This window comes from Bradyrhizobium sp. P2_E8 (assembly GCF_056403875.1).
The window spans coordinates 1-13,655 of the sequence record NZ_JBFUES010000082.1; the positions used below are offsets into that span (position 1 = coordinate 1).

Here is a 13,655-nt window from a genome sequence, read left to right on the forward strand (position 1 = left end):
ACCTCACAGATCCTCGAACCCACGGACGGGCATCGCGCGGCCGCCGCCTTGCCCGGTCAATTTGTCGTCGTACGGCTCGGGCCTTCTGCGGCACAAGCGATCACGCGCAGCTACTCGCTGTCGGATGTCGCGTGCTATCGCATCAGCATCAAGCGGGAAGCGCACGGCGCGGCCAGCCTCTATATTGCCGACGGGCTGCGAATTGGCGACGTCGTCGAGGTCGGCGCGCCACGCGGCAGCTTCACGCTCCGGCAGGATGCGCGGCCCGTCGTCTTGCTCAGTGCCGGCATCGGCGTGACGCCGGTGCTCGCCATGCTCCACGCGCTCGCGGCGGAAGGGACGATGCGAGACGTCTGGTGGCTGCACGGCGCGCGCAACGGCCGCGAACATGCGTTCGCCGCCGAGGCGTGCGAGTTGTTGGCCGGGCTCGCTCGCCATCACAGCCACATCTGCTTCAGCGCGCCCGATCCGGCCGATCGTCCGGGAGCGGATTTCGACAGCGCCGGACATCTGGATCAGCGCCTGCTCCAGGGGCTCAACGTGCCGCGCGACGGCGACTACTATCTCTGCGGACCGGCCGCTTTCATGAGCGATCTCACGGCCGGCCTTGCCGCGTTGGGCGTCGCGCCGGATCACATCCACACCGAGCTGTTCGGCGCCAGGCCATCGCTCACCCCAGGCATCGCGGCTTCGCCGCGGACACCCGTACATGTGCCGGTCGGAGCATCTGGCTCGGGCCCGATGGTGTCATTCGCGCGCAGCGGCCTCAACGTCCACTGGGGATCATCCTATGCCAGCCTGCTCGAGCTGGCCGAAGCATGCGACGTCCCGGTGCGCTGGTCGTGCCGGACCGGGGTTTGCCACAACTGCGAGAGCGGGCTCGTGGCCGGAGAGGTCAGCTACGCACCCGACCCGCTCGACCCGCCCGCGGACGGCAATGTCCTGATCTGCTGTTCACGCCCGCAAAGCGACGTCGTGATCGATCTTTGAAGGTATCAGCACATTTGCGACAGACATGGGAGAGCTTGATGCGGACTGAGACGCGCCGGGACTCGAGGAGCTCTGGGAGCAAGGAGTATTTTTATCCCCACGGCAAGGCTTACGTCGAAACTCTCGGTGAACAGGATTAGAACCACATTCCGACATCGTCCGTCCGGGCGAATGCCGGCCTGGAATGTGGATGATCCAGATGAAGACGAATCCCGGCCGTAGTGCCGGCCGCGTGGGCGCGCGCCAGATCTACGAGGCGCTGAGGGATCAGATCATGTCGCTTGTGTACGGGGCGGACGGGCTGTTGCCGTCCTCGCGCGCGCTTGCCGGCGAGCTGGGCGTGGCGCGTTCGACCGTCACGGTCGCCTACGAGCAGCTCGCGGCCGAAGGTTTCATCGAGACCCGCCATGGCGCACGGCCGCGCGTTGCCCGTGCCGTCGTCGCGCGCGGACGCACGCGCACTGCGTCCCGGTCGTCGGCGCGCAAGGCGCGGCTGTCGGCATTCGGCGAGCGGCTGCGGCATGACCCGCCGCGCTGGACCGAGCCGCCACGCGGGCTCATTGCGAACTTCCGCTACGGCGAGCTCTCGCCGTCGGACTTCCCGCTGCTGGCATGGAAGAAGGCGGTGACGGCGGCTATGGCGCGCAAGCCAGAACGGCTCGCCTATGACGACCCCTGCGGTTCGCTGCGGCTGCGGACCGCGCTTCAGGCCTATCTGTGGCGATCGCGCAGCGTCCGCTGCGAAACGGACCAGATCATCGTCGTGAACGGCTCGCAGCAAGGCCTCGACATCTGTGCGCGCCTGCTGCTCGACGCCGGCGACCGCTTCGTGATGGAGGATCCCGGCTACCTGATGGCCCGGTACACATTCGCGGCAACCGGCGCCGAAACGGTGCCAATCCCGGTCGACGCGGAGGGCCTTCAGACGGAACGGCTCGACGGCATCGAGGCCCGCCTCGTCTACGTGACGCCGTCGCATCAATATCCGCTGGGCGGCGTCATGCCGATCGGACGCCGGCACCAATTGCTCGCCTGGGCCAGGAAAGCCGACGCCTATGTGATCGAGGACGACTACGACAGCGAATACCGCTACGACACCAGGCCGATCCCGCCGCTGCATGCGCTGGAGGGCAGCGACAACGTGATCTATCTCGGGACCGTCTCCAAGACGCTCTCTCCGACCTTGCGGATCGGTTATCTGGTCGTGCCCGCGGAGCTGCGATCCCTGTTCGCCGCCGCCAAGCAGATCATGGACCGGCACACGTCATTGGCCGAACAGGACGCCCTCGCCGCGATGCTCGAAAGCGGCGCTTACGACAGCCATGTCAGGCGCGTGCGCAGGCGCAACGCCGAGCGCCAGCAGGCGCTGCTCGGTGCGCTGCGCCGCCGGTTCGGAGATCGCGTCCGGATCGAGGGCACGGCCGCAGGCCTGCACGTGGTGGCGTGGTTCGATGGCCTTTCGCAGAAGCGCGAGGATGCGTTGGTCCAGGCGGCCCGCGCAAAGGGCGTGGGCATCTATCCCGTTTCCGCGCTGTTCGACGGCCGCTCGACCGGCCGTAGTCGAGCGCGGAAGCCGCTCGGCCTCGTCATGGGCTATTCGGCGCTGGAGACCGCGCAGATCGAGCGCGGCTGCAAGCTTCTTGCGCAAGCCGTCGATGAACTGGACTGATGAAATCGTTAAGAACTGGCAGTTTCTCGTAGGCCAGATTCCGATTATCTCGGGACCTGATACGGAGACACGCCATGTACATTCCCCCCGCCTTCAGGGACGACGACATCGAGAGCATCCGGGCGACCATCCGCGGCGCCCGCCTCGCCAGCCTGGTGACGGCCACCGCCGAGGGCCCGGTCGCCACCCCCTTGCCGCTCTTTCTCGACGAGAGCGAAGGCGAGCATGGCGTGCTGTACGGACATGTGGCGAAGGCCAACCCGCAATGGAAGCTGCCACCGATCGGAGACGCGCTGGCGATCTTCGGCGGTCCCGACGCCTATGTGACCCCGTCCTGGTACGCGACCAAGCAGGAAACCGGAAAGGTCGTACCGACCTGGAACTACGTTGCCGTGCATGCCTATGGCCCGGTCGAGTTCTTTTGGGAGACGGAGCCCCTGCTCGATGCGGTCACGCGGCTCACGAACAGACACGAAGGCGCGCGCGCCAAACCCTGGGCCGTCGGTGATGCGCCCGCCGATTTCATCGCCGCGCAGTTGCGCGGGATCGTCGGCGTGCGCATTCCCGTCGTGCGGTTCGAGGGCAAGCGCAAGATGAGCCAGAACCGCCCCGAGGCCGACCGTGTCGGCGTCGCGCAGGGGCTTGCGGCGAGCGAGAACCCGCACGATCGCGAGGCCGCACGTCTGATCCCGCTTCCGATCTGAGGGCAGCTTCTGTTCCCGGCATCCGTGCCCGGAACCATCCTGCTGTCGGGCTTGTTGGTGCACCTCACAATGCATCTTCCGCCTGACAGGAAGCCCCAAGGAAACCTCATGTGCCGCTGGATCGCATACCGGGGCGAGACCACCTCGTTCGAACCTTACGTCACCGAGCCCGAGCATTCGCTGATCGCGCAAAGCATCCGCTCGCTCCAGTCCACCGCGGGCTCGAATGGCGACGGGTTCGGGCTCGGCTGGTATGGCGAGCATCCCGAGCCCGGCCTCTACCGTGAAACGCGCCCTGCCTGGTCGGATGAAAACTTGCGCTACCTCTGCCGTCATCTGCGCTCGCACCTCTTCTTCGCCCATGTGCGCGCCGCCACTGGCACGGCCGTGACGCGGCAGAACTGTCATCCCTTCGCCTGCGGCCAGTGGATGTTCATGCACAACGGATTTGTCGGCAGCTGGAACCGGCTGCGGCGCAAGGTCGAGGCGCTGATCCCGGATGCCTTTTATCCGTCGCGATTGGGGACGACCGACTCCGAAGCCGTGTTCCTCGCCATCATGGGCGCCGGCCTCGACAACGACCCGCTTGGCGCAACGCAAGCCGTACTGCAATCGCTCGTCGGTCTCGTCAATGAAGGCCAGCTTCGCGAGCGGCTGCGCTTCACCAGCGCGATCGCCAACGGCAGGGATCTCTATGCGTTTCGCGTTGCGGTCAACGATGCCGCCAACACGCTCTATTTCCGCGAGGCCGGCGGCCAGGTCATCGTCGTGTCCGAACCGTTCGACAAGGAATCGGACTGGACCGAGGTGCCGCCCAATCACGCCCTGATCGCGCGCGCGTCCGAAAGTGCGAAAATTGTTCCGTTCAACCTTGCAATTTCCAGCGGGTCCGACGCGGAACCCGCCCCCGCCAGGAGGATTATTGTCCGCAGGTAATGCCCTCGCCGGGTGGCACGATGACATTTACTTCGGACGTTTTGAAATTGCTGCGTCTCGATTCTTCCGACGACAAGCAGCACCTCGTCATTCGCTCGGCCGGCGGTCGCGGCAAGGCCGCTGAGTATTCATTCGGCATCGAGGAAGAATACTTCCTCGCCGATCGGCGCAGCCTGGAGGTTGCGATCCAGACTCCCAACGAGCTGTTCGAGTCGGCGAACTGGTCGACCGGCGGCCAGGCCATGCGGGAGATGCTGCAATCCCAGCTCGAGGTCGCCACCAACGTTCACGTCGACGTCAACGACGCGCGCGAAGAGCTCCGCTTTCTCCGCCGCGAAGTCGCGAACGTTGCCGCCCAGTACGGCTTCGTGATCATGGCCTGCGGCACCCATCCGACCGCCGTCTGGCGCATGTCACAACCGAGCCCGAAGCCGCGCTACGAGGAGATGATCGAGGATCTGCGCAGCATCGGCCACCGCAACATGATGTGCGGCATGCATGTGCACGTCCAGCTGCCCGATCCCGAGAAGCGCATGGCGGTGATGCGGGCGATGCTGCCGCATCTGCCGCTGTTCATCGCGCTGTCGGCATCCTCCCCGTTCTGGAACTCGCACAAGACGGGCCTGAAGGGCTACCGCCTGGCGGCCTATTCCGAGCTGCCGCGCACCGGCCTGCCCGAACTGTTCGAGAGCAGGTATGATTACGACGAGTATGTCGGCGCATTGCAGCGCTCCGGCGTGATCCCCGACGAGAGTCACATCTGGTGGGCGATGCGCCCTTCCATGAAGCATCCGACCCTCGAGCTTCGCGCGCCCGACACCTGCACCTTCGTCGACGACGCCGTTGCCATTGCCTCGCTCTATCGCTGCCTGACGCGGCGTCTGTATCGGCGGCCCCATCTGTCGAAAGAGGTCACGGTCGTCGAGCGCGCGATCGYGGTCGAGAACAAATGGCGCGCGCAGCGCTACGGCACCGATTGCATTTTTGCCTCGAAGGACGGGCCGGTCACCATCTCGGAGCTGCTCTCCCGCCTGATAGACGGCATCGCCGAGGACGCGGATGCGCTGAATTGCGCGTCCGAGGTCGAGCATTGCCGCACCATCGTGGAACGCGGCAGCTCGGCAGAGTTCCAGCTTCGCGCCTACCGTGAAAGCGGCAACGACATCGCGGCCGTGTCACAATGGATTGCTACATCGACGATATCAGGAACGGGCGCTCTGGTCGGACGCACCGCTTCTGCATCGACATAGCCTCCGCGCAAGCCTTGGGAACGATAACGGCATTCCGGAATTTGCTGTGTCTTGTACAGAGTCCTGTACAGAGTCTTGGAGAAACGCATGACCGACATCACCTGTTGCGCCGGCTGCGGCCGCGGCCTGGTGCCCATCCTGTCCGAGAAGGGCGCGACAGAATCAAGCTGCTTCTGGTGCGAAGGTGTCGATGCGCGAACCATGGAAATGGCGAAGTGGGCGGACAGCCCCTCCGGCAAGCCCGAGCGGAGCGCGCTTCAGTCGTTCGAATGAGCGGCTTCGGACGTCTTGCGGAATTCCTGTGCCTCGGTGCTGCAATGCCTTCCGGCTTGCAGGATCACCATGCTGAGCAGGTGAGCCAGGAATGAAAGTCCGGCCGTATGCGCGATCTCGCGCAGCTCGGTGCAGATCTCCGCAATGTAGCGGGCGGCCTCCTGCGGCCTTGCGTAGCCGTCTTGCATGGAAACTCCCGGGTTAGCGCCGGACGAGAGCTGCTGTCTCGGTTCAAAAAGGCAACCTAGGACGCCTAATCCCGCCGAGCCGAATGCGTTCCGCGGTTGCGCCTGGGAGCAGCCATGCCCTGCACGCTGCCCGTCAGGGCTTGCCGACAAATTAGACAATTCGGGTCACCTTCGCGAGATCGCGAGGTTCGGCAGGACGGTCGGGCAATCGCGCGCAACGCGCGGTCTAACCTTCGGCGGAACCACTGGATTTTCTGCTACCCGGGCTCGCCATCCCGAGCCGCGGAGGCGACTTGCTGCTCCGCAACCGAACTGGCCCAAAATTCGCAGAGCCGCATCAGGCCCCAAGTCCCCGCCCTCGCCACCAGGGCAGTCGGGACGAGCGGATCAGATCGGAGAATGCCATGAACGTGCATGCTGCGGGCGATCTCAAATTCACCGGCCTCACCCGTCCGAATGGCACGCCCCTTCGCCTGAACGATCAGGACTTCGTCGCGATCGACCGCGACAAGAACGCGAAGTTTGAGGCGACCTACCGGCCGCAAGCCCTCTACAATCGCGCCAACGAGGGCTTTCACGCCAACAACGAAACCTTCCTGCTGCACGAAGTCGCGACCAATCTGCCGATCTACCGCCCGGACACCGGCCCCACCGATTTCCATCTTCATCTTCCGCCCGGCGGCTTTCAGCTCGTGCTGGTCACCTCGGGCGCATTCACCTTCGACTACGACGGGCGCTTCTACAGTGTCGGCCCGGGCGCGGTGATGCTGCAAAGCGCGATCGTGCACCGCCAGCTCTTCTACACCTGGTCGGGCCTCTCGACCGAAGAGAATTTGAAGACGCCGCAGACGGTGGTGCCCGATCCGATCTCGATGGGCTATTCGGGCAAATTCCTCGAAGCCTTCATCACCGATCCGACCACCTTTCCGAACCCGACCATCGTCGGTCCGAGCCAGATCAACGAGGCCGAGACGCCACGTGTGGCCTGGAGCCATCCTCTGCATGATCGTCCTGTCGATGCAGGCTTCTGGCTTCAGGACCCGCTAGCGCTGGATGCGCTGTTCAAGCCGCTCACCGATGGCTCGGTCAAATCGGCGATGCCGGTCCATGTGCGCGATATCGGCATCGAGATTCCGAGCGGGCATCTCGTCACCGGCCACATCATCGCAACCGACCCGCCCGGCCAGTCGCTGCTGCCGAAGAGCACGTCGGCGGCGGTGGACGGCGCCTCGCTTGCCAAGGGCGAGGTCGTGATCTATCGCGTCATCCGCGGCACGGCCGAATTCAAGAACAAGTCCGGCGAGACGTTTGAACTCTCTGCCGGCGACGTGGTGACCGCCGGCAAGAGCTCGGTCAGCCTCGTCGGCGTCGGTGAGAACACCCAGGTCCTCCGGCTCGGCCTGCTCAAAGGCATGAACGACCTTCGCAGCTGGACCCCGACGCAGCGCGACGAGATCGACGGCCTCGCGAGTCAAATCATCACCCACAAGGACATCCGTCCCCTGCGCACCGAAGGCAAGGCGGTCGGGTATTTATACGCGTAGCGCACAAAAAAAGGCCCGCCGCTGCGGCCGCGGTCGTCAATCGGCGGCTTGCCGACAAGGCACTACGCGATAACCCGCCACAAGGACGGTTCATCGACATCGACGGCGTTCGCCTGCACTATGTCGAGCGCGGATCCGGACGCCCCCTGGTCCTGCTCCATGGCAATGGCAGCATGATCCAGGATTTCGAGTCGAGCGGTCTGATTGACCTCGCTGCGAAGGACTATCGCGTCATCGTGTTCGACCGTCCCGGCTTCGGCCACAGCCTGCGGCCCCGCAATGTGGTGTGGACGCCCGCGGCGCAAGCCGATCTATTCAAGGACGCGCTCGCGCATATCGGCGTCGAAAAGGCGATCGTGCTCGGACATTCCTGGGGAGCGTCGGTTGCGATTGCCTTGGCAAGCAGACACCCCTCGACGGTCGAGGCCTTGATCCTGGCATCGGGCTATTATTTCCCGACGGCACGCACCGATGCCATGATGGCGATGGCCGGGCCGGCGATACCGGGATTCGGCGATATCCTCAGTCACACGATTTCCCCGATCCTCAGCCGTCTGATGTGGCCGGCGATGCTGCGGCAGCTGTTCGGACCGAAATCCGTCCCGCAAAAATTCGACGGCTTTCCAAAATCGTTGGCCGTGCGTCCCTCGCAGCTTCGTGCCGGCGCCGCCGAGGCAGCGCTGATGGTCCCTGCGGCAATGCTGTCTGCGAAGACCTACGGCGAACTGGCCATGCCGGTTACCATCCTGGCCGGCGAGGACGATCGCCTCATCGACATCGACGAGCAGTCGGGCCGTCTGCATGACGAGATCAAGCACAGCAAGATGCACCGCGTCCCGGACGCGGGTCACATGATCCAGCAATCGAACACGGCCGACCTGATGGCTGCGGTCGAGGAAGCCGCGGCCGGAACGTTGCATTGAGACGGTAGCGCCCCTACTCCGCCGCCTGACGCACGTGGCGCGCGGTCGGGGTGCGCATGGTGACGAGTTCTTCGGCCGCGGTCGGATGCAGCGCAAACGTCGCGTCGAAATCGGCCTTGGTCGCCTTCATCTTCACCGCGATCGCGACCGCCTGGGTGATCTCGGCGGCGGCGTCACCGACGATGTGGCAGCCGAGCACGCGGTCGGATGAGCCGTCGACGACGAGCTTCATCAGCACGCGGGTGTCGCGGCCGGACATCGTCGCCTTGATGGGACGGAACGTCGTCTTGTAGATGTCGACGTGGCTGAACTGCGCGCGCGCTTCGGTCTCGGTCAGACCGACGGTGCCGACCTCCGGCTGCGAGAACACCGCAGTCGGGATAGAGGAATGATCCACCTTCACCTCGCGCTTGCCGAACACGGTGTCGGCGAACGCATGCCCCTCGCGGATCGCGACCGGCGTCAGATTGTGGCGATGGGTGACGTCGCCGATCGCATAGATGCTGTCGACCGAGCTCTTGGAGAAATGGTCGACCGCGATGCCGCCGTTCTTCGGATTGATGGCGACGCCGGCCTTCTCCAGGCCGAGATTGGCGACGGCCGGATGGCGGCCGATCGCAAACATTACCTGGTCGGACGCCACGCTCGAGCCGTTCGACAGGTGCGTGGTGAATTCCTCGCCATGGCGATCGACCCTCGCCACCGTGCAGCCGGTGAGAATGGTGATGCCCTGCTTCTCCATCTCGCTGCGAACGTGAGCGCGGACATCCTCGTCGAAGCCGCGCAGGATGTTGTCGCCGCGGTAGATCACGGTGACGTCGGAGCCGTAGCCAGCAAAGATGCCCGCGAATTCCAGCGCGATATAGCCGCCGCCCTGGATCACGATCCGCTTCGGCAACTTCTTGAGGTGAAACGCCTCGTTGGAGGAGATCACGTGCTCGATGCCGGGGATCGAAGCGCCGTGGTTGGGTGCGCCGCCGGTGGCGACCAGAATGTACTTCGCCGTGACCTTCCTGTCGTTCTCGAGCAGGCGGACGGTGTGGGCGTCCTCGATCACCGCACGGCTCTTGACGATCTGCGCGCCGGACTTTTCGACATTCGTCGTGTAGGCCGCCTCCAGCCGCGCGATCTCCTTGTCCTTGTTGGCGATCAGCGTCGCCCAGTCGAAGCTCATGGACGGGATGGTCCAGCCGAAGCCGGCGGCGTCCTCGATCTCGTGACGGACATGCGAGCCGATCACGAACAGCTTCTTCGGCACGCAGCCCCGGATCACGCAGGTGCCGCCCATGCGGTACTCTTCCGCGATCGTGACGCGGGCACCGTGGCCGGCCGCGATTCGGGCGGCGCGCACGCCGCCCGAGCCGCCGCCGATGACGAAAAGGTCGACGTCGAATTCAGCCATTGTCCACTCCGACCTTCCCGCCTCGCGTCCTCGTCACATTTCCTTGCCGCGCTTCTTCATCTCGGCGCGAAACGCGCTCGCAATGGTTTCGGAGAAACTCTGTGCCCAGGAATTCATGACCTTCATGCTCTGGTCGATGGCGCGCGGCTCGGCTTCGATCAGCTTCTTGCCGAGCGGCGACTTGTAGAAGGTGACGAGGTCCTTGAGCTCCTGCTCGCTGAACTGGGCGGCATAGGCCTGCGCCATGCCTTCGCCGATCTCCTTCTCGCGGCCGGCCAGCTGCTGCGCCACGACCGGCGCCAGCTCGTTGAGGTCCTTCTGGTAGTTGAGGTTCTGTCCGATCAGCGTCGCCTTGACCTTCTCGACCATGCCGGGCACCGCGTTCGCGTACATCGCGGTGGCGTTCTTCATGCTCAGGATTTCCCTGGCCGACGCGATCGCCGCGGGCGAGGCCTTGGGCGCGGCGGCTTGCTGTGCCGCGGCCGGGACCGCGCCAAAAGCCAGTCCCAAGGCAAGGCCCGCAGCGGGCAGCAACTTCAAAACGCTCTTCATTCCTAGTCTCCTTTCGGCTTTCGCCGTTCAATCACGCGAATTCCCTCGCCGCCCGCCAGAACAGCCGAGCTGGCCAAGCCGATGAACAACCCATGCTCGACCACGCCTGGGATCACGCTCAACGCCTTGGCGAGGCCGGGCGGATCGACAATTCGTCCGAGCTGGGCATCGAGGATCCAGTGGCCGCCATCGGTGACGAAAACGTGGCTGTCCTCCGCCCCGCCCTTGGCCTTGCGTACCGCCATTTGCCCGGAAACGCCGCAGGCGGCAAATGCCGTCTCGATCGCCCTGCGCGTCGCCCCGAGCCCGAACGGGATGACCTCGATCGGCAGCGGGAAGCGGCCGAGCGTCGGCACCCATTTGGTGTCGTCGGCAATCACGATCATGCGATCCGATGCGGCCGCCACGATCTTCTCGCGCAGCAGCGCGCCGCCACCACCCTTGATCAGGTTGAGCTCGGGATCGATCTCGTCGGCGCCGTCGATGGTGATGTCGAGATGGTCGATATCGTCGAGCGTGGTCAGCGGCACGCCGCAGCGCTCCGCATCGAGGCGCGTCGCCTCGGAGGTCGGCACGCCGATGACCTTGAGCCCGGCCGCGACGCGCTCGCCGAGCAGCTCGACGAAATGCTTTGCGGTCGAGCCGGTGCCGAGCCCGAGCTGCATGCCGTCCCGCACCTCTTCCAGAGCGCGCCCCGCCGCCTGCCGTTTCAACTGGTCCATATTCACGTTTGCGCCCGCCTTTGAAGTCACGAATGCGCCGCCGATCGTGGCCGCTTGCGGCGGCCTATGTAGCCTCGTTTTCCGCGCGGGAACAGGCCTATAAGCTGATCTTATGGCGTCGCCCCTTGCGCCCGCCCGGCCGGACCGATAGCGCTTGGACCATGACCTCCCCTCACACCATCGTCTTCGATCTCGACGGCACGCTTGTGGATACGGCGCCCGACCTGATCACCGCGCTGAATTACGTGCTCGACCGCGAAGGCCTGCCGCCCGTGCCGATGCAGTCGGCCCGCAACATGATCGGCGCCGGCGCCCGCAAGCTGATCGAGCGGGGCCTGGAGGCCGAGGGTCGCACCGTGACGCCTTCGGACATGGACCGGATGACGGCGGATTTCATCGCCTATTACGCCGAGCATATCGCGGTCGAATCCCGGCCTTTCGAGGGGCTGGAGGCCGCGCTCGACCATTTTGCGGCGCAAGGCCATCGCCTTGCCGTCTGCACCAACAAGCTGGAATGGCTGTCCAAGCGCCTGCTGGACCAGCTCGACCTCAGCCGCCGCTTCGCGGCGATCTGCGGCGCCGACACCTTTGGCGTCCAGAAGCCGGATCCGGCCATTTTCCGGGAAACGGTCGCCCGCGCCGGCGGAGAGGTCAAAGCCAGCATCATGGTCGGCGATGCCGGAACCGATGTCGGCGTGGCCCGGCGCGCCGGGGTGCCCGTGATCGGGGTCAGCTTCGGCTACACGGACGTGCCGATCGCCGAGCTGAAGCCGGACCGGCTGATCCATCACATGCGCGACCTGCCGGCCGCAGCCCATAGCCTGATGACGGCGCGGGCCTCGGCAAGCCACTGAAATTCTGTAACAATTCTGAAGATCCCCCGCGTTAACCAACTATTAACTATGCGCATCCCGCCGGTTGCCTGCCCCAGACGACGCTCCTAAGGTCGGCCCGGGGATGTGGCGGTTCGTCGCAGTAGAAGTGGATGGTCATGCGTCGTGTCAGCGCGATTGCGTTAGCGGGAGCGAGTCTCCTGGGGGCAACTGGTCTTGGTGGCTGCTCCTCGATGTCCTGGGACATGTTCAAGTCGGCGCCGCCGACGGTCCAGGTCCAGCTCGAATCCAGCCCTCCGGGGGCTGACGCCAAGACCTCGCTCGGCCCAGGCTGCAAGACCCCCTGCTCGGTCTCCGTTCCCGCCCCCGATGCCCCGTTCACGGTTGCTTTCGCGCTGCCCAAGTACCAGCCGGCGAGCATCCCGGTGAACATCATCAAGAACCCCGGCGATCTCACCACGCCCGCCTYGGTCACCACCGATCCGAATCCGGTGTTTGCGGAACTCCAGCCGGCCACCCCGCCCAAGCCGGTGAGGAAGCCGCACCGGCCGAAGAAGCCGAAACCGGCCGCAGCCGCGCCCGCAGCAGCCGCACCGGCCGCCGGAGACTCGCCCTTCCCCGATCCGAACGCGGGCAAGCGCTGACCTCCGTTATCGCCCCCAATTGTCCTCAGGCACCGCGATGCTTAGATTGCTTCGAGGGCACCGTTGAAGCAAAGATGCGCCCGTCGCCGTCAGTGACAAGGCATTTGGTATGAACGGATCTTCCGCGAATCCCCGCGCAGCGCTGTCGAGCGCCATGACCGATCCGTTCGGGCGGACCATCAGCTATTTGCGTGTCTCGGTCACGGACCGCTGCGACCTGCGCTGCTTCTACTGCATGTCGGAAGACATGACGTTCCTGCCCAAGGCGGACCTGTTGACGCTGGAGGAGCTCGACCGGCTCTGCTCGGCCTTCATCGCCAAGGGCGTGAGGAAGCTGCGGCTCACCGGCGGCGAGCCGCTGGTCCGCCGCAACGTGATGACGCTGGTGCGCTCGCTGTCGCGCCACCTGTCGAGCGGCGCCCTCGGCGAGCTGACGCTGACCACCAACGGCACGCAGCTGGCAAAGTATGCCCGGGAGCTTGCCGATTGCGGCGTGCGCCGCATCAACGTCTCGCTCGACACGCTCGATCCCAGGAAGTTTCGCGAGATCACTCGCTGGGGTGAGATCGACAAGGTGCTGGAAGGCATCGAGGCCGCGCGCGCCGCAGGACTCGCTGTGAAGATCAACGCGGTGGCGCTGAAGAACCTCAACGAGGACGAGCTTCCCGAGCTGATGCGCTGGGCGCACGGCAAGAACATGGGCCTGACGCTGATCGAGGTCATGCCGATGGGCGAGATCGGCGCGGGACGGATCGACCAGTATCTGCCGCTGTCGCTGGTGCGCGCGCGCCTTTCCCAGCAATTCACGCTGACGGACCTCGCCGAAAGCACCGGCGGCCCGGCGCGTTATGTCAGCATTGCCGAGACCGGCGGCAAGCTCGGCTTCATCACGCCGATGACCCATAATTTCTGCGAATCCTGCAACCGGGTGCGCATTACCTGCACCGGCACGCTGCACACCTGCCTCGGCCACGAGGATGCCTCCGATCTGCGCAAGCCTCTGCGTGCATCGGACGACGATATGC

15 protein-coding genes are annotated in these 13,655 nt (G+C 65.2%); 11 read left to right on the plus strand and 4 right to left on the minus strand.

All coding sequences use genetic code 11. The annotated features are described in order from the left end of the window. The 6 genes from AC1D00_RS07105 to AC1D00_RS07130 form a co-directional block, all read left to right on the plus strand. A partial coding sequence (locus AC1D00_RS07105) for a 2Fe-2S iron-sulfur cluster-binding protein (RefSeq protein WP_477010169.1) occupies window positions 1–990 on the plus strand: 990 nt, incomplete at its 5' end. Window positions 991–1,180: 190 nt separating this feature from the next. After that, window positions 1,181–2,659 (plus strand): MocR-like pyridoxine biosynthesis transcription factor PdxR, encoded by a 1,479-nt coding sequence (pdxR, locus tag AC1D00_RS07110; protein ID WP_477010170.1) that lies wholly within the window; start codon window positions 1,181–1,183, stop codon window positions 2,657–2,659. 74 nt (window positions 2,660–2,733) lie between these two features. Continuing rightward, window positions 2,734–3,363, plus strand: coding sequence for an FMN-binding negative transcriptional regulator (locus AC1D00_RS07115; RefSeq protein ID WP_477010171.1), 630 nt, complete (start codon window positions 2,734–2,736; stop codon window positions 3,361–3,363). Between the two features lie 108 nt (window positions 3,364–3,471). Further along, window positions 3,472–4,299, plus strand: coding sequence for a class II glutamine amidotransferase (locus AC1D00_RS07120; protein ID WP_477010172.1), 828 nt, complete (start codon window positions 3,472–3,474; stop codon window positions 4,297–4,299). Window positions 4,300–4,319: 20 nt separating this feature from the next. Next, window positions 4,320–5,549 (plus strand): carboxylate-amine ligase, encoded by a 1,230-nt coding sequence (locus tag AC1D00_RS07125; protein WP_477010173.1) that lies wholly within the window; start codon window positions 4,320–4,322, stop codon window positions 5,547–5,549. A gap of 87 nt (window positions 5,550–5,636) precedes the next feature. Continuing rightward, entirely contained in the window at window positions 5,637–5,822 is a 186-nt protein-coding gene (locus AC1D00_RS07130) for a hypothetical protein (RefSeq protein ID WP_135173972.1), read from the plus strand. Here AC1D00_RS07130 and AC1D00_RS07135 read toward each other — a convergent pair. Beyond that, the gene (locus tag AC1D00_RS07135; RefSeq protein WP_027544531.1) at window positions 5,807–6,010 is read right to left on the minus strand and encodes a hypothetical protein; all 204 of its coding nucleotides are present in this window, start codon (window positions 6,008–6,010) and stop codon (window positions 5,807–5,809) included. The genes AC1D00_RS07130 and AC1D00_RS07135 overlap by 16 nt on opposite strands. Window positions 6,011–6,414: 404 nt before the next feature. On the opposite strand from AC1D00_RS07135, the gene AC1D00_RS07140 reads away from it, so the two are divergent. Next, on the plus strand, window positions 6,415–7,554 hold the full coding sequence (locus AC1D00_RS07140; protein WP_477010174.1) for a hypothetical protein: 1,140 nt from the start codon (window positions 6,415–6,417) through the stop codon (window positions 7,552–7,554). Next, window positions 7,545–8,477: an alpha/beta fold hydrolase gene (locus AC1D00_RS07145; RefSeq protein WP_477010177.1), complete on the plus strand. Its 933-nt coding sequence runs from the start codon at window positions 7,545–7,547 to the stop codon at window positions 8,475–8,477. The genes AC1D00_RS07140 and AC1D00_RS07145 overlap by 10 nt, the downstream gene beginning before the upstream one ends. A gap of 13 nt (window positions 8,478–8,490) precedes the next feature. Here AC1D00_RS07145 and gor read toward each other — a convergent pair whose 3' ends face one another. The 3 genes from gor to rpiA are packed head-to-tail and all read right to left on the minus strand — an operon-like array spanning window position 8,491 to window position 11,159. Continuing rightward, a complete protein-coding gene (gene gor, locus AC1D00_RS07150; protein WP_135173978.1) occupies window positions 8,491–9,879 on the minus strand; it encodes a glutathione-disulfide reductase in 1,389 nt (462 codons plus the stop codon). Window positions 9,880–9,912: 33 nt separating this feature from the next. After that, entirely contained in the window at window positions 9,913–10,431 is a 519-nt protein-coding gene (locus AC1D00_RS07155) for a DUF2059 domain-containing protein (RefSeq protein WP_135173979.1), read from the minus strand. 2 nt (window positions 10,432–10,433) lie between these two features. After that, window positions 10,434–11,159: a ribose-5-phosphate isomerase RpiA gene (gene rpiA, locus AC1D00_RS07160; RefSeq protein ID WP_477010175.1), complete on the minus strand. Its 726-nt coding sequence runs from the start codon at window positions 11,157–11,159 to the stop codon at window positions 10,434–10,436. A gap of 155 nt (window positions 11,160–11,314) precedes the next feature. Here rpiA and AC1D00_RS07165 point away from each other — a divergent pair, with 155 nt between their 5' ends. From AC1D00_RS07165 to moaA, 3 genes are all read left to right on the plus strand, one after another. Next, window positions 11,315–12,007, plus strand: coding sequence for an HAD family hydrolase (locus tag AC1D00_RS07165; RefSeq protein WP_135173981.1), 693 nt, complete (start codon window positions 11,315–11,317; stop codon window positions 12,005–12,007). 137 nt (window positions 12,008–12,144) lie between these two features. Next, the gene (locus AC1D00_RS07170) at window positions 12,145–12,630 is read left to right on the plus strand and encodes a hypothetical protein (protein ID WP_477010178.1); all 486 of its coding nucleotides are present in this window, start codon (window positions 12,145–12,147) and stop codon (window positions 12,628–12,630) included. A gap of 109 nt (window positions 12,631–12,739) precedes the next feature. Then, window positions 12,740–13,655: GTP 3',8-cyclase MoaA (moaA, locus tag AC1D00_RS07175; RefSeq protein WP_477010176.1), on the plus strand; the 916-nt coding region annotated here is incomplete at its 3' end.